This is a genomic window from Serratia sp. PL7, from assembly GCF_945957435.1.
The window spans coordinates 28,351-51,790 of the sequence record NZ_CAMFLB010000010.1 but is presented as its reverse complement, the minus strand read 5'-3'; the positions used below and the strand labels follow the sequence as shown (position 1 = coordinate 51,790).

Below are 23,440 nucleotides of genomic sequence, written 5' to 3'. Positions count from 1 at the left end.
ATAAGAATCATTCTCAATCGCTCCAGAGTGACAAGGGTCATGACCATCCAGTTAGCAAGCGCAGCAACCGATGTGGCTGCGCAATGTTTCCTCAACGCGCTAATGCGTGAAACTCGGGACTGGCACATCGTGCCGGCAACCAATAGCCAACCTCCTCAGCTACATCTCCCACTTTCGGATAGCCAGTTTATACGCATTCCATTACGGCATATCTCGCCAACCCAACATCATCAATATCAGTTCCCCGCCTGCCTGAATGGCAACGGTGAAGCGCTGAGTTTTGAGCGTTTGGTTACGCTGTTGCTGGCCAAACCGGCGATAAAAGGCCAACTGAGTGAGGAGGTTTTGGCACGCTTTCTCCAGCGAGTGCTGGAAAGTCATGACAATACCCAACAGGCGATCGCCATCCGGCTGGACTGGCCAAAGCTACGTGACCAGCCGCTGAATTTTGCCCAGGCGGAACAGGGGTTATTAGCTGGCCATGCCTTCCACCCGGCTCCGAAATCCCATGAGCCCTTTGATCATCAGCAGGCACAGCGCTATCTGCCAGATTTTGCTGGCAGCTTCCCCCTGCGCTGGTTTGCGGTAGAAAAGCGCCACCTGTGTGGCGACAGCCTGGATCTGACGTTACAGCAGCGCCTGCAACGCTTCGCCGCAGAAAGCGCACCACAGTTGCTAGGCCATTTTACCGATGACGTCTGGCTGCTGCCGATGCATCCATGGCAGGCCGATTATCTGCTGGCACAAAGCTGGTGCCGCGAGTTGGTCGAGCAGCACAAGCTGTGCGATCTGGGTGAGGCCGGTGAGCGTTGGTTGCCAACCAGCTCTTCACGTTCGCTGTATCACGCGGGCAGCCGCGACATGATCAAGTTTTCCCTCAGCGTACGGCTAACCAACTCGGTGCGTACGCTGTCGGTCAAAGAAGTGAAACGCGGCATGCGTCTGGCACGTCTGGCAAAGACCTCCCGCTGGCAGGAGTTGCAAGCTCGTTATCCAACGATGCGCGTGATGCAGGAAGATGGCTGGGCCGGGTTACGCTCCGCAGACGGCACAATCCAGGAAGAGAGCCTGATGGCGCTGCGCGATAACCTGCTGTTCGGCCAGGCACAGAATCAAACCAACGTGTTGGTCACCTTGACGCAAGCAGCGCCAGACGGTGGCGATAGCCTGTTAGCTGCGGCAGTGCGCCGCCTGGCTGCCCGCCTGCACTTGCCATTGCAGCAGGCCGCCCATTGCTGGCTGGACGCTTACTGCCAGCAGGTGCTGCTACCGCTGTTCAGCGCCGAAGCCGACTACGGCCTGGTACTGCTGGCCCATCAGCAAAACATTCTGGTGGAAATGCAGCAGGACTTGCCGGTGGGCATGCTGTACCGCGATTGCCAGGGCAGCGGCTTTACCCGCGATGCCACGCCTTGGCTGGATGAAATCGGCGAAGCCGAAGCGGAGAACCGCTTTAGCGAGCAGCAGTTGTTACGCTACTTCCCCTACTACCTGCTGGTGAATTCGACGTTGGCCGTTACCGCCGCTATGGCAGCAGCAGGGTTCGACAGTGAAGAGAGCCTGATGAGACGAGTACGGGATGCGTTAACCACGCTGCGTAACACGGCGAAAAATACCCGTTGCCTGGACTATGTCCTCGACAGCCAACATTGGAACTGCAAGGGCAACTTCTTCTGCTATTTGCACGATCACAATGAGAACACCATTGTCGATCCGGCGGTGATCTACTTTGACTTCACCAATCCGCTGCGCGTGGAGGCCGCTCAATGATGCCCGTTGCCAAGATTGTCCACGCCACCAGCGGATTCCGCTGCGAACTGCTGGGGAAAAACCTGTCCCTTAGCCTGGGATTGGACGGCAGCGCTACGTTGCATTACCCAGGCTCACTGCCAGCAAGCTGGCTGATTCAGGCGTTGGATCAGTTGCTGATCGCGGCTCCACAGCTGAGCGGCATTGCCCTGCCCTATGCCGAATGGCGTGAGGAGCCACAGGCTCTGGCACTGTTCTCCCAGGCCTGTGGTGATTACCTGGCCCGTGAAACCTTCTACCAACTGCCGCTGTGGCTGATCGCCGAACGCCATACCGCTGGCGGCCAAATGCATTACGATGCCGAGCGCGAGCTGTGGTTTCCGCAGCGCCCTGCACGGCCCAGCGGTGAGGTGTATCGCCGCTACGATCCGCAAATCAAACGTAGCTTGAGCTTCCGTTTGCCCGAAGTGGAGCGCGACGCCGAGCAGTTCACCCGTTGGATGAACTCCCCCCGCGTTGACGCCTTCTGGGAAATGAGCGGCCCACTCGAGGTCCAGGCCGCCTATTTACAGCGCCAGCTGGATTCCAGCTATTGCTACCCGTTGCTGGGCTGCTTTGACGACCAGCCGTTTGGCTATTTCGAAGTTTACTGGGCACCCGAAGATCGCATTGGCCGCCACTATCGCTGGCAGCCGTTCGATCGCGGCCTGCACATGCTGGTCGGTGAAGAAGACTGGCGTGGCGCACAGTACATCCGCAGTTGGCTACGTGGCCTGACCCACTATTTATACCTGGATGAACCTCGCACCACTCGCGTCGTGGCCGAGCCACGCGCAGACAATCAGCGGCTGTTCCGCCATCTGCCCACCGCTGGCTACCACACGCTGAAAGAGTTTGATTTCCCCCATAAGCGTTCACGGCTGATCATGAACCAGCGTGATGACTTCTTCCGCGAGGGACAGGTATGAGCCGCCACGAGTACGCCGATTGGCAACGCGTTAACCTGCAGATGATCGCCAAGATCCTGGCGGAACTGGAGTATGAGCGCACTTTGCAGGCCGAGGAGCACGACGGGCAATGGCAGATTGCTCTAGGTGATACGACCTACCGCTTCAGCGCCAAACGCGGGATCTGGGGTTGGTTGCACATCGACACCAACAGCCTGAGCTGCGATCGCCTGCCGCTGGCCGCCGATCAAACGCTGCGGCAACTGGCGCAGGTGCTGAAGATGGACGATGCGCAGATCGCCGAACATTTGGAAGATCTGTATGCCACGTTACGCGGTGACATGCAGTTACTCACCGCTCGCCACGGGATGAGTGCCAACGATCTGATTGCGCTGGATGCCGACGCACTGCAATGCCTGCTGGCAGGTCACCCGAAGTTCGTCTTCAACAAGGGGCGTCGTGGCTGGGGGCTGACGGCGTTGCAACAGTATGCGCCAGAATATCAAGGCCAGTTCCAGCTGCACTGGGTGGCCGCCAAACGTAGCAGCTTTGTCTGGTGCATTGATGAGGACTTCCCGCTAGAAGACCTGCTCAACAGCGCGATGGACATAGGGGAACGCCAGCGCTTTGACCGCCGTTGGCACGACCTGAAGTTGAACAACGACTGGCTGCCGGTGCCGTTGCATCCATGGCAATGGCAGCAAAAAATCGCTCTGCATTTCCTGCCACAGCTGGCCAGCGGTGAACTGGTCGAGCTGGGTGAGTTTGGCGATCGCTATCTGGCTCAGCAGTCTCTGCGCACTTTGACCAACACCAGCCGCCGGGTGCCCTTCGATATCAAGCTGCCGCTGACCATTTACAACACCTCCTGCTATCGCGGGATTCCGGGCAAGTACATCAGCGCCGGGCCTGCGGCTTCACGCTGGTTACAGCAGATTTTCGCCAGTGACAGCACCTTGCAGGCCAGCGGCGCCCAGATCCTGGGTGAACCGGCGGCGGGCTATCTGGCCCACCCAACCTACGGCGCACTGCCCAAGGCCCCCTATCGTTATCAGGAAATGCTCGGGGTGATCTGGCGTGAAAACCCATCCTGTTATCTGCAACCGGGCGAGCAGGCGATCCTGATGGCTACGCTGATGGAAACCGACAATCAGGGTGAGCCGCTGATCGCTGCCTACATTGCCCGTTCCGGCCTGAGCGCAGAGGCGTGGCTGGCGCAGATGTTCCAGGCGGTGGTGCTGCCGATGTACCACCTGATGTGCTGCTACGGGGTAGCGCTGATCGCCCACGGCCAGAACATCACATTAGTGATGAAAGACCATGTTCCGCAGCGGGTCCTGCTAAAAGATTTCCAGGGCGATATGCGCCTTGTGGATCATGACTTCCCACAGGCCGCTTCACTGCCACAGGTGGTAAAAGACGTAACGGTGCGCCTGCCTGCCGACTATCTGATCCATGACCTGCAAACCGGGCATTTCGTCACCGTGCTGCGCTTCATTTCGCCACTGATGAGCGACTGCGGCATGAGCGAACCGCGTTTCTATCAAGTGCTGGCACGGGTGCTGGAGCGCTATATGGCGCAGCATCCGCAGTTGGCCGACCGGTTTGCCCTGTTCGACCTTTTCAAGCCACAGATTATTCGCGTGGTACTCAACCCGGTGAAACTCACCTATTCAGAGCAGGATGGTGGCAGCCGCATGTTGCCGAACTACCTGCAAGATCTGGATAACCCTCTTTATTTGGTCTCCAAGGAGTTTGCCCAATGAATCAGCCTCTGGATTTCATCGGCATCGGCGTCGGCCCATTCAATCTGAGCATTGCCGCACTCGGCAGTGAGGTTACCGGCTTTAACAGCAAGTTCTTCGAACGTAAACCGCACTTCTCCTGGCACCCCGGCATGATGGTGCCGGACTGCCATATGCAAACCAGTTTCCTCAAGGATCTGGTCAGCGCGGTTTCGCCGACCAACCCGTACAGCTTTCTCAACTACCTGGTGAAAAGGAAGAAGTTCTACCGCTTCCTGACCACCGAGCAGCGTACGGTCTCCCGCGAAGAGTTCGCCGACTATCTCGACTGGGCGGCTAACGGGCTGGAGACGCTCGAGTTCAGCCAAGACATCCGCAGCGTGGATTTTGACGACCAGCAACGCCAATTTGTTGTCACCACCCAGCGCGATGTCTACCGTGCCCGCCATATCTGCCTAGGCATCGGTAAACGCCCCAAACTGCCGGACTGTGTCAGCGAGCAAAACGATCGCTGCTTCCATGCCAGCGAAATGAGCCTGCGTAACCCGGATCTTACCGGCAAACGCGTCACGGTGATCGGCGGCGGCCAAAGCGGTGCCGATCTGTTTTTGAATATTTTCCGCGCCGAGTGGGGCCAGCCCAAGCAGTTGAACTGGATCTCGCGCCGCAACAATTACAACGCGCTGGACGAAGCCGCCTTCGCTAATGAGTACTTCACGCCGGAATACGTAGAAAGCTTCTACACCCTGAGCGACAGTGCCAAACAGCGCATGCTGACCGAGCAGAAGATGACGTCGGACGGCATCACCAGCGGATCGCTGCTGGCGATCTACCAGGCAATGTATCACCGCTTTGAAGTGTTACGAGAAAAGCCTTGGGCCCACCTGCTGCCTAGCCGTTCATTGGCCGCGATGCACGCATCCGGCAATGGCTATCAGCTGGTCACCCATCACCATCTCGATCAGGGCAAGGAAACCTTCGACTGCGACGTGGTGATCTTCGCCACCGGCTATCAGCAAGACCGCCCGGCGTTTCTCGCACCGCTGGCCAATCGCCTGCTGACCACGGCGAACGATGAGTATCGCATCACGCCGGATTTCACCCTGGAATGGCAGGGGCCGAGCGAAAACTGTCTGTTTGCCGTCAACGCCGGCATGCACAGTCATGGCATTGCCGAACCCCAGCTCAGCCTGATGGCCTGGCGTTCGGCCCGTATTCTCAACCGGGCATTAGGACGCGATCGGTTCGACTTAACGTCCACCCCGGCTGTGATCCAATGGCGTAGCCAGCAGGCAGCGGTCACCGCCCAAACTGCACACGACGCCATCTTTAACTTTAACTAACCATGGAAACGTTTGAACAACAATGAAACGCAGACACCTCTGGGTACTAAACCCTTGCCTGTTGGCAATGCTCGCACCAACGGCCTGGGCAGAAGAACAAAAAAATGATGACCAACTGGTGGTTTCCGCCAGCCGCTCTCACCGCAGCGTAGCGGAAATGGCCCAGACCACCTGGGTGATTGAAGGCCAGGAAATTGAGCAACAGGTGCAGGGCGGTAAAGAGATCAAGGATGTGCTGTCGCAGCTGATCCCGGGCATGGACGTCAGCAGCCAGGGCCGTACCAACTACGGCATGAACCTGCGTGGCCGCTCGATGATGGTGATGATCGACGGCGTGCGCCTGAACTCATCGCGCAGCGACAGCCGCCAGCTCGATTCAATCGATCCGTTCAACATCGCCCATATTGAGGTGATTTCCGGGGCTACCTCGCTGTACGGCGGCGGCAGCACCGGTGGCCTGGTTAACATCGTGACCAAGAAGGGCCAGGAAGAAAAACAGGTTGAGCTCCAGCTTGGCGGTAAAACCGGCTTTAACAGCAGCAGCGATCACGATGAAAACGTGTCGGCAGCGGTCAGCGGTGGCACCGATAAGGCTTCCGGCCGCCTGTCGGTTTCCTATCAGCGTTACGGCGGCTGGTATGACGGCAAAGGCGACGAGGTGCTGATCGACAACACCCAAACTGGCCTGCAATATTCCGATCGTATCGACCTGATGGGCACTGGCACCATCAATATCGACGATCACCAGCAATTGCAACTGACCACGCAATATTTCAACAGCGAGTCAGACGGTAAGCACGGCCTGTATCTGGGGCAAAACTTCTCGGCGGTAACCGGCAGCGGGCAGGCCTACAACAGCGGTAACCTGGATTCGGATCGTATTCCAGGCACCGAGCGCCATCTGATCAACCTGCAATACTCCAACACCGATTTCTGGGGCCAGGATCTGGTGGCGCAGGTGTATTATCGAGATGAATCGCTGACCTTCTATCCGTTCCCTACCCTGAGCGGCGGCAAGGTAACCAGCATCGGCGCTTCGCAACAGAAAACCGATTTCTACGGCGGCAAACTGACCCTGAACAGCAAGCCGATCGACAGCCTTACGCTGACCTACGGCTTCGATGCCGACCATGAAAGCTTCAATGCCAACCAGCAGTTCTTCAATCTGGCGCTGGCCCAGCAGTCTGGTGGGATGACGCTGCAAAATGCCTACAACGTCGGCCGCTACCCGAGCTATACCACCACCAACCTGGCACCGTTCATGCAGGCCAGTTACGACATCGATCCGATGTTTACCCTGAGCGGCGGCGTGCGCTACCAGTACACCGAAAACAAGGTGGATGATTTCGTTGGCTACGCGCAGCAACAAGGGATAGCCAACGGCCTGGCGACCTCTGCCGATGCCGTGCCGGGCGGCAAAACCGACTACAATAACGCGCTGTTCAACGCCGGTTTGCTGGCCCATCTGACAGAACGCCAGCAGACCTGGTTCAACTTCTCACAAGGGTTTGAGATCCCGGACCTGGCCAAGTATTACGGCTCCGGCACCTATAAGCTGGTGAACGGCCACTATCAGCTGCAAAAAAGCGTCAACGTCAATGACTCCAAGCTGGACGGCATCAAGGTCGACTCCTACGAGCTGGGCTGGCGCTACAATGGCGACAATCTGCGTACCCAGGTTGCGGCCTACTATTCTCTGTCAGACAAGACCATCACCATCAACAAAACCGATATGACCATCAACATGAACGCTGACAAACGTCGGATTTATGGCATGGAAGGCGCGGTGGATTACTTCTTCGACGACAGCGAATGGAGCACCGGTGCCACCTTCAACCTGATCAAATCGGAAACCAAGACCGATGGCAAATGGGAGAAGTTGACCGTCGACACCGCCAGCCCGTCGAAAGCCACTGCCTACGTTAATTGGGCACCGGGTGACTGGACGGTGCGCGTGCAGTCGCAGCAAACCTTCGACGTTTCCGACAGCCAGGGCCGCAAACTCGACGGCTATAACACCATTGACGTCCTCAGCAGCTATGCCCTGCCGGTGGGCAAGGTCAGCCTCAGCGTAGAGAACCTGTTGGACAAAGACTACACCACCGTATGGGGCCAACGTGCGCCAATCCTGTATAGCCCAACCTACGGCGCGCCGGAGTTGTACAGCTATAAAGGCCGTGGCCGCACCTTTGGTTTGAACTACTCAGTCCTGTTCTGAGACCTCTCTGATATCACCAGGCCGAATTAATCTATTCGGCCTGCTTATCATCCACACAAAGAATGCATGCCCCACCAAGACTAAAATCATAAATAAAAAAGCATAGATATGTTTAACATCTATACACACCTGTTATTATTGCGATTCATCCCACTTGCGAATAGCGAAAATAAAATATAAGATAAAAAGTCATTAGGATTCCTCTGAATACAAATCTGTCAGATAACTGATTATTTCAACCTTAACTCCACCCACGCGTTTTTTTAAAAGAAAAAACAAAAATCATAGGCGATTAAGCCCCCAAAACAGCACATTATGCTTATGCATTAAATTTCCTACTGTAATGATATTAAACATCAAAAATCAGCCAATCAACCGATAAAAACAAACAAAAACACCAAAAATCAGGCAGCAATAAGATTTAAACTCTTTTTATTCTGGTTATTTTTTTATTTTTATGAATTGACATTAACTCTTCAGGCAATAATATATAAAGCCAATGTGTGGAAATGACAGTTCCAATTTCTGAAGTCGGAGCCAGACAGTTTTAGCAGCGGATGCGGCGGAGTTGATAATGGATGTTACGAGTCAATTTAAATATGTAGCAGCCCCCATCACCAAGGCGGGCGAGAGTGGATTATTGCTTTTTGGCTATATTATCAATGATGAGTATCAGGTAGATATCAAATCGAGTTCGGTAATCAAACTCTATAATACGATAGAGTACCCCCATCAGGGTGAGGAACGATTTACCAACTATCTAAGACTGCGTGAAACGATGCTGCGGTTGCTGACGTATCTATTGGCACACGCAAGCTGTGGCTATGTTTCCAACCAGGAGTTACTGGTACAGGTTTGGGAGAATCATAACCTCTCCTCCTCAACCACCAGATTGACCCAAGTAATTTCCGAACTTAAAGCAAGGCTAAGTAAAATTGGTATCGCCGATGACTTTATTAAAAGCTCGCGAGGAAAAGGATATACCTTACGTGGAGCCTCTGTAACGCCACTGTATATAAAAAAAATATGATTTGATTGTTTATCACCAACAAAAAGGGAACAGCATTTTCACTACCATAGTGAAATGACGGCTCTGATGTCACTCCATGTAACGCTCAGAGTATTTTAAGGATAATTAACAAGGATCATATGCAATGAAAAAAACCACATTAGTAATGGCTCTCTCACTGGCTATCGGCGGCTTTGCTGCGCTTCCGGCTTCCGCCGCTATCACCGTAGCGGGTGGTAATATCAATTTCACCGGCGAAGTCACTGACGCAACTTGCCTGATCAACGACCAGACGCCAAATGGTGCTGTTGATCTGAACGTGCCTTTAGAGACGGTCAGTGCCAGTGAGTTAAGCTTTGCTGGCGCCACGGCCAAGCCTGCACCATTTACCATCAAACTGGGCGGTCCTTCTGATTTAAACTGCACCAACGGTAAGATTGCTTCAGTATATTTTGAACCAACCAGCCCGGCTATCGATAATGCGACCGGTTGGTTGAAAAATACTTCAGCAACCAATCCTGCGGTAAACGTTCAGGTACAAATCCTGAACGGCGAAACCAACAGCCCGATCAACCTGGTATCCGGCAATAACAACCATGCGCCGAAAACCATCGCCAATCAAACTGCCGAATATACCTACTTTGGCCAGTATGTTGCTGTAGGTGGCGCGGCGGGCCCGGGCCAAGTTGCCTCAACGGTTAAATACAGCATCGTTTATCAATAAAACCTGACTGAATAGGTTATGGCCCTGTTACCACAGGGCCATATTTGCCACGTCTATACTGACGAGATTGTTATGCGCTTGATTAAAAAATATTGGCCACTGCTATCGCTGCTGTTAAGCGGATTTTTTTCCTCCTCTTTGTATGCCGGTATTGTCATATCTGGTACGCGCGTGATCTACCCAAGTGATGCCAAAGAAATCACGCTGAAGCTGGAAAATAAAAGCCGTTTTCCACTGTTGGTGCAATCCTGGATTGATGCAGGCGATGCGAATTCAGCGCCTGAGGACAGCGATGTCCCCTTTATAATCATGCCACCGGTTTCACGAGTTGAACCCGCCAAGGCACAAACCTTGCGTATTACCGCAACACCGTTGGTAAGCCACGCCACCGACCGCGAGACGCTATATTGGATCAACGTGCTTGAAGTCCCTCCCCAGTCGAAAGGGGATCAGAATTATCTCTCCATCGCCTATCGCAACCGCCTGAAGGTATTTTACCGCCCCTCAACGTTGCCAGGGCTGTCACTGGAAACCATGGATAAGGTGAGTTGGCAACGGCAAGGGGAAAAATTGCTCGCTAAAAACCCCACGCCATACCATATCAGCTATGCCTCCGTGCAGTTATCTGGTTATGGCATCGCCTCGGTAGCTGGCACTGATGGCGGCATGATCGCGCCCTTCTCTGAACAAACCTTTCAACTAAAACGCGATAACAAGGCTGTTGCGGCGCCACCAAATAGCGTAATCACCAAGGCGATTAATGACTATGGGGCATTTATTGAAAAAATATACCCGTTAGGCCGCTGACATAACCCTTTTTCAGAAGTATTGGCTTATCTGAGTCATCAAGGATGCTATGACTAGGTGTAAACCGACAATAAAAACCGTGCTGACGTGGTTTCTTTCATGTGCCATGGTTTCGGCCACTTCCAGCTATGCGGCAGACACGCCGGAAGAAGTGACATTCGACCCCAGTTTTTTCCCTGGCGGTAAGGTCGGAACATTCGATCCGGCCCAATTCAGCCGCAGTAACGTCGTTGTTCCTGGTATCTACACCGTGGCGATCGAGCTTAACGGCCAACGGATCGGCAATGAAAAAATCCAGTTTAAGGCCCAGCCGGGCAATAATCTGCAACCCCTTCCCTGCTATCCGGGCAGTTTCTTCTCGTTGCTCAATTTGAGCGCAGAGAAACTGTTGACTCAGACCCCTGCCGTGCAATTGGCGCCATTAGTGCAAGAGGGCTATTGCGGTTCATTCAGTGACCTCCTACCCGGGGCCACCGTCAGCTTTGATGTCGGAGAGCAAAAGCTGACGTTGACGATACCGCAGTTGCTGCTCAACAGGACACCGCGTGGCTATGTCAATCCCGAGCTGTGGGAGGATGGCTTAACCGCCTTGATAGTGAACTACAACGCCAACGTTTATCAGTCAAGACAGCGGGAAAACAGCAACACCTACGGCTATCTCGGGCTGCGTAACGGTCTGAATTTCGGCCCTTGGCGAGTGCGAAATAACGGCAGCATCAATTGGTCCTCGGGAGAGGGTGGCGGGGATTACAAAAGCACATCTTCCTATATCAGCCGCGATGTTACCGCGCTGCAATCTCAATTGATCCTGGGTGACGCCTTTACCAGTGGCGAACTGTTTGACGGCGTACGTTTCCGCGGGGCCAGACTTTATTCTGATGACCGCATGCTACCTGACGCTCTGCGTGGCTACGCCCCCGTAGTACGTGGCATAGCCAATACCAATGCCAGAGTGATCATTACTCAGAATGGTTACACGCTCTATACCACTACGGTATCTCCGGGGCCTTTCGAGATCAACGATCTCTACCCCACCAGCTATGGAGGGGAATTGACCGTACAAGTAGAAGAGGCCAATGGCCAAGTCAGAACCTTCACGGTTCCTTATGCTTCAGTGACTCAAATGTTGCGGCCTGGAATAAGCCGCTACGAAGTGGCTGCAGGTAAAGTGAATAGTGATGGGTTGGCAAACAAGCCTGAATTTGGCAGCCTGACCTACCAGTTGGGCCTGAGTAATTTCATTACCGGCTACACCGGCGCCACCGCCAGCAAAGGATACTTTTCGGCCTTATTGGGTGGCGCTATGAACACGTTTATCGGCGCCTTCTCATTGGATGTCACCCAAGCAAAAACCCGGTTGCCCGGCCAGCCCCCGCGTTCAGGGCAAAGCTATCGTATCGGCTTCAGCCAGATGTATCCAGAAACACAAACCAGCTTCTCAGTGGCCGCTTATCGTTACTCAACCGACGGTTTCCTGAGCTTAAATGACGCTGTGCAGCTGCGCGATCTGGCCCTACGTAATGGAAATATCGATGCCTATGGCCGTCAACGCAGCCTGTTTACGCTTTCGGTCAACCAGCAGTTGGGAGAAGGCTGGGGAAGCCTGTATGCCACCGGCAATCATACCTCTTACTGGAACCAGAGCAGTTCGCAACAGAGCCTGCAGATAGGCTATAGCAACTTCTGGCGCAATCTCAGCTATACCCTCTCGGTCAATCGAACGCTGAGCGGTCAACTCACAGGAAATACAGAAGAGACAACGGCAAATCGGCGGGAAACCCAATATGCGTTGACGCTCTCGTTACCGCTAGGCTCGAGCCTCCATGCACCAACGCTCAATGCTACCGGTACTACCGACGACAAGGGGAGCACTGGCCTGATTGGCCTGTCGGGCAATGCGGGTGAACAGAATCAGTTTAATTATGTCATCAGCACCAGCCGTAATACTGAAGGCAATAGCAACTTTTTCAACGGTGGCGTTGGCTACCGCTCATCCCTTGCCCGTATGGGCGCAAACTATAGCTATGGGCAGGGAAACCGGCAGGTTTCAGCAAGCATGGATGGTGCTCTGGTGGCCCACCGTGGTGGTATCACTTTAGGGCAATCACTTGGCGAAACGGGTGGTCTGGTAAGGGCACCTGGTGCTGAAGGCGCTCTCGTCACCAGCGCTCCCGGCGTTCAGATCGACCGTTTTGGCTATGCCATCGTCCCTTACCTGCGGCCCTACTATCTCAATCAGATCGATATCGACCCCAAGGGCAGTTCACAGGACGTGGAGTTGCTGTCTACCCGCAATACCACCGCTCCCCGCGCTGGTGCATTGGTCCTGCTTGATTATGAAACCAAACGCGGCAAGGTGACCTACATCAGAGCCAAGCGACCGGACGGTAGCCCACTGCCCTTCGCTGCCAACGTCTATGATGCGCGAAACAACGCCGTAGGGGTTGTCGGCCAAGCCAGCCTGGTGGTGGCACGCGATCTCGACCTGAAAGGCGTGTTGCAAGTGAGATGGGGGGATAGTCAGGCAGAGCATTGCAGTATCCATTATTCGCTACAGCCAGGCACCGCTGAAGAGGGCAGGCAGTTGATTCAAGGCGTCTGCCAATGACGAAGTGCCCACACGAAATGAGAAACAACATGAAAAGAATATTCGCCTCAGCAACAGCGATATCACTGATGCTCTGCGGCGGCCTGTATGCACAGAATGCGCTCGCAGCAAGTGCGGGTTGTGATTGGGATAGTTCCTCCGCAGTCAAAGCTCCGCTTGATACCCGATTGACCATCGGCGGCTATGTTACCGTGGGAGAGGATCTTCCCATCGGCAGTGTGATCTATTCCCAACGTATCCAGACCAATGGCAACGGCGCCAGTCTGCTGTGCCGCGCGGGGGTTTATGACCTGGTTAACACCGTCATCAGTGCTCCCCATGGCCAATCCAGCTACCGTGACGCAACGTTTCCCACCGTGTTCAATACCAATATTTCTGGCGTCGGGGTAGCCCTGTGGCAAGGTACCCCAGACGGTAACAGCGGCTCCCATCTTCAGCTCCCAGGTAGGCTTACTGCCTTCTTTTCACCCAGCCGCGACAGCGTTTTCAACTTTACCGGTCAGGACGATGCCGCAGTCAGTTTTAATATTGCAATGATTAAAATAGCCGCCAATGTCGGCAGCGGAACGATTAGCAGCAGCGATCTCCCCAGGTTCAAAACCTCATTCGATGGCAATGGTGAAAGTTTTGTCTATCAACAAGCGAGGATAGTGGGCAACCTGACGGCGATCCCGGCGACCTGCAACGTTGGTAACAATTATTACCTGCCGCTCGGGGAGCACTATCCTGATGAGTTCAACGGTATCGGCAGCACGGCAGGCAGCGCCGAGACCCAGATTGTGCTGTCGGGTTGCCCTGCCTTCTATGGTTCAACCTCTTACGGCGTTTTCAAGCCCAACGTTATCAGCCTCAAGCTGACGCCGCGCAACGGATTTATTGATGCTGAACGCGGGATCTCGAAACTGAATACCACCGCCGGTGACGCAGCCTCAGGGATAGGTGTCCAACTGAGCTTCAGGCAGGAAAACGGCAACTACCAATGGGCCAAATTCAACCAGAACATCAATCTGGCAAATTACATCACCTTCCTTGAAGACCGCGGCAGCGATTACAGCCTGGGCGTCAAGGCGACTTATATACAAACCTCAACCCCTATCCGGGCGGGCAGGGCTGATGCCCAAATAGAGTTTATGATCACCTATCAATGATCGGGAGCGGTGAATGAAGATAACGAATACGCAGAGAATACTGTCTCTGCTGGTGCTGATTTGCTGCGGCACCAGCGTTGAAGGCGCCTCTACTGGCATACTGAACGTCACTGGCTCCATTAAGCTCGCGACCTGTTATTTTGACAGCGTCGAGGGGCAACAACATAAGGACTACGACTGGATGATGCCGCAGGTCTCTGCGGGGAACCTACGCGCAGCCGGTATGACTCATGGCCGTTCGCTAGGCAGTATCCATATCGGTGGGGTACATTGTACCAATGGTTACACGCCCTATATTACGCTGGGAAATGGGCCGACGGTCAGTCGGGATACCGGCAACCTGGTCAATACGCTGAACGGCGAGGCCGAAAACGTCGAAATCAGGCTTCTGATGAATGACAAGCCGCTGGATTTACGCACTGGCCCGCGCGTTGGCTGTGCCGTTATTGCCGATCACCGGAGCCAGTGTGATATCGGCTATGAGTATTATGCAACCGGGCGCGCAACCCCCGGAAAAGTGAAGAGTGCGGTATTATTTAATATCGGCTATGACTGATTTCTTCAGTGCACCAAGCAAATTGATGCCTGCGATTGTCCGGTAGCAGGCATCACCCCCACCCCGTCTATGGCATATTTCGTCCAGAGTAAATCTCCTGCATCTCTTTACATAACAGCTTGCCGATCTCCTGTTGCCTGGCCTCACTGAGGGTATGCAACCTGGTGCTGAACAGGTAATTATGCAAATCGAATGCTTTCAGCAACATCTTGGTATGGAAGATATTTTCCTGATAAACGTTCACATCCACCATCTGGTATAACGACTGTATCTCTGGCGAAATGAAGTTTTGGATCGACGTGATCTCATGATCGATGTAATGCTTCACCCCATGCACATCCCGGGTAAAACCTCTGACCAGATAATCAATCGTCACAATATCTGACTCCAACTGCTGGACCAGGTGGTTGAGGGCTTTCAGCGGCGAAATCACCCCGCAGGTCGAGACGTCGATATCGGCACGAAAGGTGCAAACCCCACACCCAGGGTGACTTTCCGGGTAGGTATGAACACAGATATGGCTTTTGTCCAAATGCGCCACAACGGACTCTGGCTGGAGAGGTTTGACGCCATTTGGGTTTACCGGCTCCTCACTGGCGAGAATAGTCACGCTAGCCCCCTGAGGCTCATAGTCCTGGCAGGCAACGCTCAACACGTTAGCCCCAATCAGCGAACAGGTTTCAACCAGGATCTCGGTCAGACGGTTAGCATTATATTGCTCGTCGATGTAGGCGATATAGCCGTCGCGCTCCTCTGCCGTCTCGGCGTAACAAATATCATAGATACAAAAACTCAGACTCTTGGTCAGATTATTGAATCCGTGCAGCTTGAGCCTTGGCAATTTACTTTGCCTCCCTTGTCCCTTCACCTAATTGCATACGGGCAACGCATTCCGGCAGCCCAGCCTTAATCATGGTTTCATCATTTTTGACGGTGATAAACAGGCACTGCTTATCCTCATCAAATGCCAGGCTATTGGGATGTGGAGCCATAGGTATGGTCTGTAGCAGGCAATAGCGGGCAGTATCAAATACCGTTAGCGTGCCCTCGCCAATATCCACGCGAATGCCTTTGCGATTGGCGACGTACAGCCTTTGCCGCTCGCCATCCCATGCCAGGCCGATCGGCACTTCATCCGTTGCCATACGTGCGATAACGTCGCCATTATCGGCGTTCAGAGCAAAGACCTGATGACCCGCGCTACGGGCAATATATTCACGTTCCAGATGATTGTTACGCCAATCGCTACGATCAATGCCCTGATCGACACCGAAGATCCGGTTTTGCTGTGGGTCATAGACCATATTAAGCAGTTGATCGGCTTCGATCTCCCATCGGGAAACGATCGTCAAGCTATCTGGATCAACCACAAACAGCTGGCCCTGCATGTTAGATACAAAGACACGGCGCCCCGTTTCATCCAGCGTGATCCCCACTACGTTATAGCCGAAACCGTGAATAATCGTCTCCAGTTGACGCTTGCGGGTATCCACCACCAACAGCACGCTATCGATACCCAACCCCAGCCCTGGCAAGAACAGGCGCTCACTACGTGGATCGAAAACCAGCTCCCGCAGCTTCCATGGAAAACCTTCACTCACGCCAAAGCGCTCCAATTCCCGTAATAAAAAAGCCTGCCGCTCGCCGACAATCCCTTCTCGTTGATACAGTTGCTTGAAAGCAATCTCCTGCATCAGCGCAATGGTGGCGATCGGCCGATTGGCGGCGATATCCACCACGGCGACGGTGCCGTTAAACCCCTGGGAGAGGTAAAGATGCCCACGGCGATCGTCCAGCGCTACGCCAAACCCTTTGACTTGCAACGGGATCTCTTCCTCAACGGCCAGGGTTCGCGGATTTATCCGCAGTACACGGGATTGCCGCTCATCCTCCCAATCGGGAGAGCTGACAAACAGCGCCTGCTGTGAGGCGCTATAAACCAGCTCTACCAGGGTTTTAGCCGGGTAGATGCGCTGAATATCGGTCAACGGCTCCTGCTTCATAACACACTCCTGTTATGGCGTAATGCATCAAGCCGTAGCGCCGGTTGACCAACGGAATCGGCCATAACGGCAAACACCTGACGTGTCGTTTGGACGATCTGCTGCACCTGCTCGCATGAATAGCGATCGGTGCGATAGCTCAACATGACGCGAACCGAAGGCTCGCCGTCGATTTGCTCTTCCATCACCTCAAACTGCAACCCCAGCACCGATTCCGTTTTCTCGGGATCGATCTGGCGAAAGCGGATCTGCTGGCCGTCGGCCAAGCTAAATACCCCGTTAAGCTTATTTTTGGCATGGAGCTGAATGAAGACCTCAAACATATGGCTGTCGCGCGGTGCGCAATCACCAAACAGCCTCTCTTCGACCAGATCGATCGGGATGTCGCTAAAAGGCAGCGAATCATTTATCTGCCGTTTCACGTCATCGATCAGCCCGTTCAGAGTGGTGCCATCGGCAAAACCGATCCGATGAGCGACAACGGTGGTGAAGTAACCGATGGTATCGAAAAATTGCGCGTCGTTACGCCCAGAGGCCGAAGTGCCAATGACCAGATCTTTCGCGCCACCAAGCAGATAGAGTGCCGCAGCAATTCCGCTGTATACCACGTTAAACAGTGAGGCACCCTGCTGCTTCGCCAGGCGGTAAAGCCCAGTGGTGACGGCGTGTTCCAGTTTGAACTCAACCCAGTTGCCGGAGTGAGAAGCCGCATCGGCCTGTTGCGCTTCGCTGGCAAAAATCGATGCCGAAGACGGTGCATGGTGCAAACGTTCCAGCCAGAACCGCAGATGTCGATCGTTGACCCCGGCCTGTTGCTGTTGGATTGCGAACGCGTGGAACGGCGCGGGTGTCTGCTGCCACTCCGGTGCCGATCCGGCGAAACGGCTTGCCATCGCCAAAGCCAATTCATCCATCAGGATATTCACCGACCACTCGTCCAATACAATATGGTGGAACAATAGCGACACCACCTGTTGGCCATTTTCCTCATCCTGCAGGAAGGTGATGCGTACCGGTAACTCATCATCGAGCTCAAAGTGGTGGCTGGCTGCGCGTTGTAGCGCCTGATCCAGCGGCACATCCTGAGACTGTGAATGCCAGAACCATTCGTATTGAGACAGCATCTCCGGCGGAACGATCTGCTGATAAACCTCGCCGGAAATGTCGACAAACAGGGTGCGCAGAGCTGGATGACGCAGCAAAATATCCTGGAAGGCCTGGAAGAAAAGCCCTTCATCAATCGGGTCGAGAAAGCGCAGCGCAAAGGGAATATTGAAGGCCTCACCGCAGCCTAGCGCCTGATAGATTTTCCACAATGACCGTTGCGCCAGCGATAAAGGAGCCTGCGGACTTAGCAATGCCAAACTCTCCGCTTGCTTACCCGGCGAAGCGGGCACGTTATTAACTATGTAGGCATAGCGCGCCAATTGAGCCGCGCTGGGATAGCTGAAGAGATCGTTGATATTGATCTCAATATGCTGCTGGCTCTTCAAACGGCCAATAATGCGGGTGGCAATCAGCGAGTGCCCGCCGCAATCGAAGAAATCATCATCTTCTCCCATCGTGGGCACGGCGAGCGCCTCGCGGAAGGCTTGCAGGATATGTTGCCGTATTGCCGCATCAGATCCCGGCGTGACAGAGGAAGCCACTGCCCCCGGAAATACGGCCACCGAGGTCTGCCGAGCGGCACAATCTGGCAGGGGCAAGCGCTCCATAATGAACGGCTCAGAGGAGTGCGAGAGAACTTGTTGCTGATACAGTGCACTGACCTTTTGCGGTATATCTCGCCAATCCAGCGATGCCGACAGAATGCGATGCACCACCATCCCCAGAATGCCCCCCCTGTCGCCGGAAAACAGCATAAAGCGCAGTGGTGGAGCCTGTTCCAGGTCAAAAGGTATCGCTTTGGCGCTTAACAGGGTGTCAATAGCTTCCTGGGGATGGCGGATCGTCTGGATGGTCAACGCTGGCGGTGAACACGTATTGTCACTGCGCATCAGCCCGCGCTCACCATAAACGTAACGGGCGTTGATACCTGGCAATTGCCGCTGGGTTTGTTCCAGTACGTTGACCAAGCGGCCATAATCCACGGCACCGGTTAACTGCCAGGCCAACACCTGTTGGCCTTCCCCATGTAGCTGTTGCTGGTGTTCGAACCAGGCCTGCTGCTCAAACTCGCTAGCAGCTTCTTCTTCACCGCTGAATTCGCTAAAACTCGTGTTCACATTTCCCTCCCAGGCAAAAACCTGCTGCGCCTTTCATTGACGATAGATGGCCTTAGAAATCCAGTTGGACAACGGCGCCAACCAGGCGTGGCCGCTGAATAACCGCGGTAGAAACGTCGTTATTCATCACCATGACGCGTTTATCAGAATCAAACAGGTTTTGCGCAAACACGCTGACGCGCCCCTGCTTGAAGGTATAAGCCAGCTGCATATTGGCAATCACTCTGGAAGGGATTTTCCCGCGTGGATCGTTGTCGTACTGGGAATAATAGGTATCGGAAAGCGTTACATTACCGCTTAACTCCAACCCCGGCATAAGATTATATTTCGCCCCCATATTGGCGGTGACTGCCGGAGCGCGCGGTAATTCATGCCCATCGATTCTGCTGTCAGAGAATTTCTTGATTTTTGTTTTTAATAACCCTACTGAGCTATTCAACTCAAAATTCCCCGTCGGTTTCCAGATAGCCCCAAGTTCAGCACCATAGGTTTCGACTTTATCTGCATTGCGGATCATCATAGAGTTCATAGTGGAGTCCAGATAATACGGCAGCTGCATGTCTTTATAGTCGTTATAAAACAGGTTGGTGATCACCTCGAGATTAAGATCTTCAATGCCATGGCGGCTATACAACTCATAGTTCCAGACATATTCAGGATCGTAGGTATAGTTGATCAGGGGGGCTGAAAACGTCATCCCAGCGCCACCGCCGTTATAGCCGCGAGCCACCTTGGCACCAAAGGTTTGCCGCGATGAAGGCTTCCACGCAACATCCAGCTTGGGCAGGAACACATCCCAGGTTTGATCAAAATCGACCTTACGCGCCTTGCCGCCCTTACGTTGACGGTGCTCTCTCTCCACTCGGCTGGCGGCGGTAATATCGATATGTGGCAACACGGCCCAGGTCAATTCGCCAAAGGCGGCGTAGGTATCTGTTTTATCCTTGAACGGGCTACCGCCGGGGAACAGGTTAACAAACTCATCCTGCGACGCATGGAAGTAACGCGCACCAACCAGGCCACGCCAACGATCGTTTGGTGTACCGAAAAGCACCAGCGGCTCCATTTGGAACTCTTTGCCTTCGATGTCGGCCCACGGCAGCGCTTCTGCGGTACGGCGATGGTTACTAAAATCGGTATAAACAAACTTGTTCTGGACGCTTAACTGCTCCGACGGCTCCCAGGCAATATCCCAAATACCACTGGTGGATTGGGTCTCAACGACTGGGCGACGCCGGTCAAAACGGGAGCTGGCATGGTTAGCCGGGCTTAGCGCTTCATTCTGCGGTGCCTGGCTTTCATAGTGATTTATCGAAAGTTTAGTGGTGAGATCACGTAGCCCAGCAGGGTTATACAGCAGCTTCCCACGGATGTTGGTCACTTCGATTTCGCGTGGATTACCCACAGGTTCGTAGGAGATCAGATCGACAAAACTCTCCCGCCGCTGACGATCGGCGCTCAGGCGAAACGCCAATTGGTCCTCAACAATCGGCCCCGATAGCATGGCAGAAGCCTGAGTAGAATCCTGATTTCCGCCCCCGGCCCTGACCGCCGAAGTCCAGTCAAACGTCGGATCCTTGCTGCTCATGACCACCGCACCGGCAATCGCATTACGACCCTGAATGTAGTTTTGCGGCCCTCGGTAGACTTCGACCCGTTGCATATCCCACAGGGATTGCGGCCCGACGGCTAATTCGTTATAGGTTAAGGAACGCCCATCGAGCGAGAGGTTCATACGTGGCCGCGTACCGCTGAGGAAGGCATTGGCGCCATTGGCTGGCCCTGAACCATCAATACCGCGAATGGTTGGAATATCGTTACCAATGCCCGTATCCAGGACGTTGGCCGTCATTTTTAATAAATCGGATACCTGCGTTGCACCGGGCAGTGAATCTATCCGCGCATCGTCAAACACCTCAATACTGGATCCGGTATCGTAAATAGTACGTCTTACTTTCTCCCCGGTAACAATAATGGTATCAGGCTCGTTATTCTCATTGCGTATTGGAGCATCATCGGCAGCAATCGCATCCGCTGCGGCGAAAACACATAACCCCAGCATGACGGAGGGCATATGATATTTTTTATAAATACGTTGGGGCCTGTTACATAATGAAACCGGGCATTTTTTATCACCCTTTAGTTCGCTCATTGATATCTCCTTTGCCAAATGCACACTAAATTTTTATTTTTCAACTGAGCGACAAAGAACACACTGCTTAATTGGCTGGTCTTTACGACCTTATTATTCGTCATCCACCAGGATTTCCCGAGGTACGTCGGCCAAGAAACAAGCAAGCCAACGCACGTAAACGATAATCATTTACAATATTGAATGCAAATCAATTTGATCATATTTGCGACACTCATCCCTTAGCCTTAGCGACAGCCGCCACGCAGTAGCAGAGCCAGCAAGTACCCGCCACCTATCATCCCCGTCATTAATCCTACCGGCATCATCAGCCCTGATGGCTGTATCTGGGCGACAATGTCGGCCCCTAACAACAGGCAGCCGCCCACCAGACCCGCACTGATCACCGGCAGGTTCGGACTGCGTGTCAGGCGGATTGCCAGCTGTGGGGCCATAAGCGCGATAAAGGCAATCGGCCCTGCCGCGCTGGTTGCCACCGCAGCCAGAATCACGCCGCAAAACGTCATAATCTTGCGGATGAGATCAACACGGACACCCAACTGGTGGGCTACCTCATCCCCCATTGTCATGATGTTCAACGCCCTGGCACATATCAGCACCACCGGCAATAACAACGCGATGCTGGTGGCCACAGGGATAACGTGCAGCCAGTTTCTCCCCTGTGTGGTTCCCGCCAGCCACAAAGTGGCCATCACGGCGTTATCAATATCGCCTTTAACCAGCAGCAAACCATTGAGGGCACTGAGTACCGCACCAACACCAATGCCCATCAATATCAGACGGTATCCCTTTACCACACCGTGATGATGGGCTAGCCAGTAGACCAGCAGCGACGTCGCCAGCCCCCCGGCCATGGCCGAAAGCACAATCGCCACGGTGTTACCGTTAAGCAGGACAATCTGCGCAATCGCACCGGTTGCCGCACCGGTGGTAAAGCCAATGACGTCTGGCGATCCGAGCGCATTACGCGATACGGACTGAAAAATCGCCCCGGAGATGCCCAAGGCGCCCCCAACGAAAACCGCCGTCAACACGCGCGGCAGACGGATCGCCCTGACAATTTGCTGCGCCATGGGATTTCCTTCCCCCGTGATGGCTTGCAGCACGCTCGATACCGGCAACGTAAAGCGCCCCACCGTCAGAGCGAAAGCGGCAGCAACCAACAGCAGAGAGGCCAAAGCCAGGCATACCAGCACCGTCCTGTTGACGCTCATACCCGTTCCCCCTGCCAACGCTTCACCAGCAACACAAAACAAGGACCACCGGTTAGTGCCACCATGACGCCAACGCTGACTTCACCGGGATAGCCAACGATGCGCCCCAGAATATCAGCCAACAACACCAGCATGGCGGAAAGCAGCATGGCCCAAGGCAATAGCGTTCGATGCTGCAATCCGGCAATGGCACGGGCAAAATGCGGCGCGGTCAGGCCAACAAAAACGATTGGCCCAGCCGCCGCCGTGGCCGCTCCGGCCAGTATCACGATAATCAGCGCGGACATGACCACCAGCCAGCGCGGATTAACGCCGAGTGCCTGGCCGGCATCCGAGCCGAGTGCCGCAATATCCAGCATTTTGCTGCTGGCCAGCGCCAGCAACAGCCCCACGCCCACCAGCATGGCAACCGGGAGCAGTACGTCGAACCCTCTTCCCTGTAACGATCCAATCACCCAGTGCCGGAAGCGATCGAACGCCTCTGGTTCACTGTTGATAATGACGAGCTGAGTCAGGCTAAGCAGCACAATAGTCAACGCGGCTCCGGCCAGCACAATCCTTACCGGGTTATTGCCATCAATGCCGCCCACCAGCAACACCGCAACGCTGACTATCGCCGCACCGGCCACGCCAAACCACATACTGCTAAAGACATTCGTCACATCAAACAGCGCAATTGACAAGACGATCGCCAACGTGGCACCGGCATTCACCCCGAGCAGGCCGGGATCCGCCAGTGGATTACGGGTGAGCGTCTGCATGATGACGCCAGCCGCGCCAAGTGCCGCCCCAACCACCATTGCCAATAAGGTGCGCGGCAGCCGTAGATAGCAGACCAGTAAATGCTCACTATTGTGCGGATCAAACTGCGTGATCGCCTGCCAAATCACCGCAGGCGGAATGGGGCGAGCACCGAAATAGAGGCTAAAGCAACTGAGAACCAGCAGTAAAACCAGCCCAGAGACCAGGCCAGCCTGTCGCCAAGCACACAT

General features: G+C 54.3%; 17 protein-coding genes. 11 read left to right on the top strand and 6 right to left on the bottom strand.

Annotated features, from left to right (window positions below; genetic code table 11):
* Window positions 1-39: 39 nt before the first annotated feature.
* From N6G83_RS30760 to N6G83_RS30710, 11 genes are all read left to right on the top strand, one after another.
* On the top strand, window positions 40-1,770 hold the full coding sequence (locus N6G83_RS30760) for an IucA/IucC family protein (RefSeq protein WP_211136227.1): 1,731 nt from the start codon (window positions 40-42) through the stop codon (window positions 1,768-1,770).
* A complete protein-coding gene (locus N6G83_RS30755) occupies window positions 1,767-2,717 on the top strand; it encodes a GNAT family N-acetyltransferase (RefSeq protein WP_211136226.1) in 951 nt (316 codons plus the stop codon). Before N6G83_RS30760 ends, N6G83_RS30755 begins: the two co-directional genes overlap by 4 nt.
* Window positions 2,714-4,462: an aerobactin synthase IucC gene (gene iucC / locus N6G83_RS30750; RefSeq protein ID WP_211136225.1), complete on the top strand. Its 1,749-nt coding sequence runs from the start codon at window positions 2,714-2,716 to the stop codon at window positions 4,460-4,462. The genes N6G83_RS30755 and iucC overlap by 4 nt, the downstream gene beginning before the upstream one ends.
* Window positions 4,459-5,784 carry a lysine N(6)-hydroxylase/L-ornithine N(5)-oxygenase family protein gene (locus tag N6G83_RS30745; protein ID WP_065683822.1) on the top strand — a complete coding sequence of 442 codons (1,326 nt, stop codon included), beginning with the start codon at window positions 4,459-4,461 and terminating at the stop codon, window positions 5,782-5,784. Before iucC ends, N6G83_RS30745 begins: the two co-directional genes overlap by 4 nt.
* A gap of 22 nt (window positions 5,785-5,806) precedes the next feature.
* Complete coding sequence (locus N6G83_RS30740; RefSeq protein ID WP_211136224.1) at window positions 5,807-8,002, top strand: TonB-dependent siderophore receptor; 2,196 nt, start codon at window positions 5,807-5,809, stop codon at window positions 8,000-8,002.
* 574 nt (window positions 8,003-8,576) lie between these two features.
* Window positions 8,577-9,032: a transcriptional regulator gene (locus N6G83_RS30735; protein WP_098928578.1), complete on the top strand. Its 456-nt coding sequence runs from the start codon at window positions 8,577-8,579 to the stop codon at window positions 9,030-9,032.
* A gap of 124 nt (window positions 9,033-9,156) precedes the next feature.
* Complete coding sequence (locus N6G83_RS30730) at window positions 9,157-9,735, top strand: fimbrial protein (protein WP_074423324.1); 579 nt, start codon at window positions 9,157-9,159, stop codon at window positions 9,733-9,735.
* Between the two features lie 18 nt (window positions 9,736-9,753).
* Entirely contained in the window at window positions 9,754-10,542 is a 789-nt protein-coding gene (locus tag N6G83_RS30725; RefSeq protein ID WP_211136223.1) for a molecular chaperone, read from the top strand.
* 49 nt (window positions 10,543-10,591) lie between these two features.
* Window positions 10,592-13,150: a fimbria/pilus outer membrane usher protein gene (locus N6G83_RS30720; protein WP_211136222.1), complete on the top strand. Its 2,559-nt coding sequence runs from the start codon at window positions 10,592-10,594 to the stop codon at window positions 13,148-13,150.
* A 29-nt stretch (window positions 13,151-13,179) separates the two neighbouring features.
* Window positions 13,180-14,298: a fimbrial protein gene (locus N6G83_RS30715; protein WP_211136221.1), complete on the top strand. Its 1,119-nt coding sequence runs from the start codon at window positions 13,180-13,182 to the stop codon at window positions 14,296-14,298.
* A gap of 13 nt (window positions 14,299-14,311) precedes the next feature.
* Window positions 14,312-14,854: a fimbrial protein gene (locus N6G83_RS30710; RefSeq protein ID WP_211136220.1), complete on the top strand. Its 543-nt coding sequence runs from the start codon at window positions 14,312-14,314 to the stop codon at window positions 14,852-14,854.
* Between the two features lie 67 nt (window positions 14,855-14,921).
* Here N6G83_RS30710 and speD read toward each other — a convergent pair whose 3' ends face one another.
* The 6 genes from speD to N6G83_RS30680 all read right to left on the bottom strand — a co-directional run bounded on the left by speD (window position 14,922) and on the right by N6G83_RS30680 (window position 23,440).
* Complete coding sequence (speD, locus tag N6G83_RS30705; RefSeq protein ID WP_211136219.1) at window positions 14,922-15,695, bottom strand: adenosylmethionine decarboxylase; 774 nt, start codon at window positions 15,693-15,695, stop codon at window positions 14,922-14,924.
* Between the two features lies 1 nt (window position 15,696).
* Complete coding sequence (locus tag N6G83_RS30700) at window positions 15,697-16,857, bottom strand: YncE family protein (protein ID WP_211136218.1); 1,161 nt, start codon at window positions 16,855-16,857, stop codon at window positions 15,697-15,699.
* Window positions 16,854-19,082: a condensation domain-containing protein gene (locus tag N6G83_RS30695; RefSeq protein ID WP_211136217.1), complete on the bottom strand. Its 2,229-nt coding sequence runs from the start codon at window positions 19,080-19,082 to the stop codon at window positions 16,854-16,856. Before N6G83_RS30695 ends, N6G83_RS30700 begins: the two co-directional genes overlap by 4 nt.
* 52 nt (window positions 19,083-19,134) lie before the next feature.
* Window positions 19,135-21,156: a TonB-dependent receptor gene (locus tag N6G83_RS30690; RefSeq protein ID WP_370592651.1), complete on the bottom strand. Its 2,022-nt coding sequence runs from the start codon at window positions 21,154-21,156 to the stop codon at window positions 19,135-19,137.
* Between the two features lie 305 nt (window positions 21,157-21,461).
* On the bottom strand, window positions 21,462-22,448 hold the full coding sequence (locus N6G83_RS30685; RefSeq protein WP_211136216.1) for a FecCD family ABC transporter permease: 987 nt from the start codon (window positions 22,446-22,448) through the stop codon (window positions 21,462-21,464).
* Window positions 22,445-23,440, bottom strand: a complete 996-nt coding sequence (locus N6G83_RS30680) for a FecCD family ABC transporter permease (protein WP_211136215.1) — start codon at window positions 23,438-23,440, stop codon at window positions 22,445-22,447. The genes N6G83_RS30685 and N6G83_RS30680 overlap by 4 nt, the downstream gene beginning before the upstream one ends.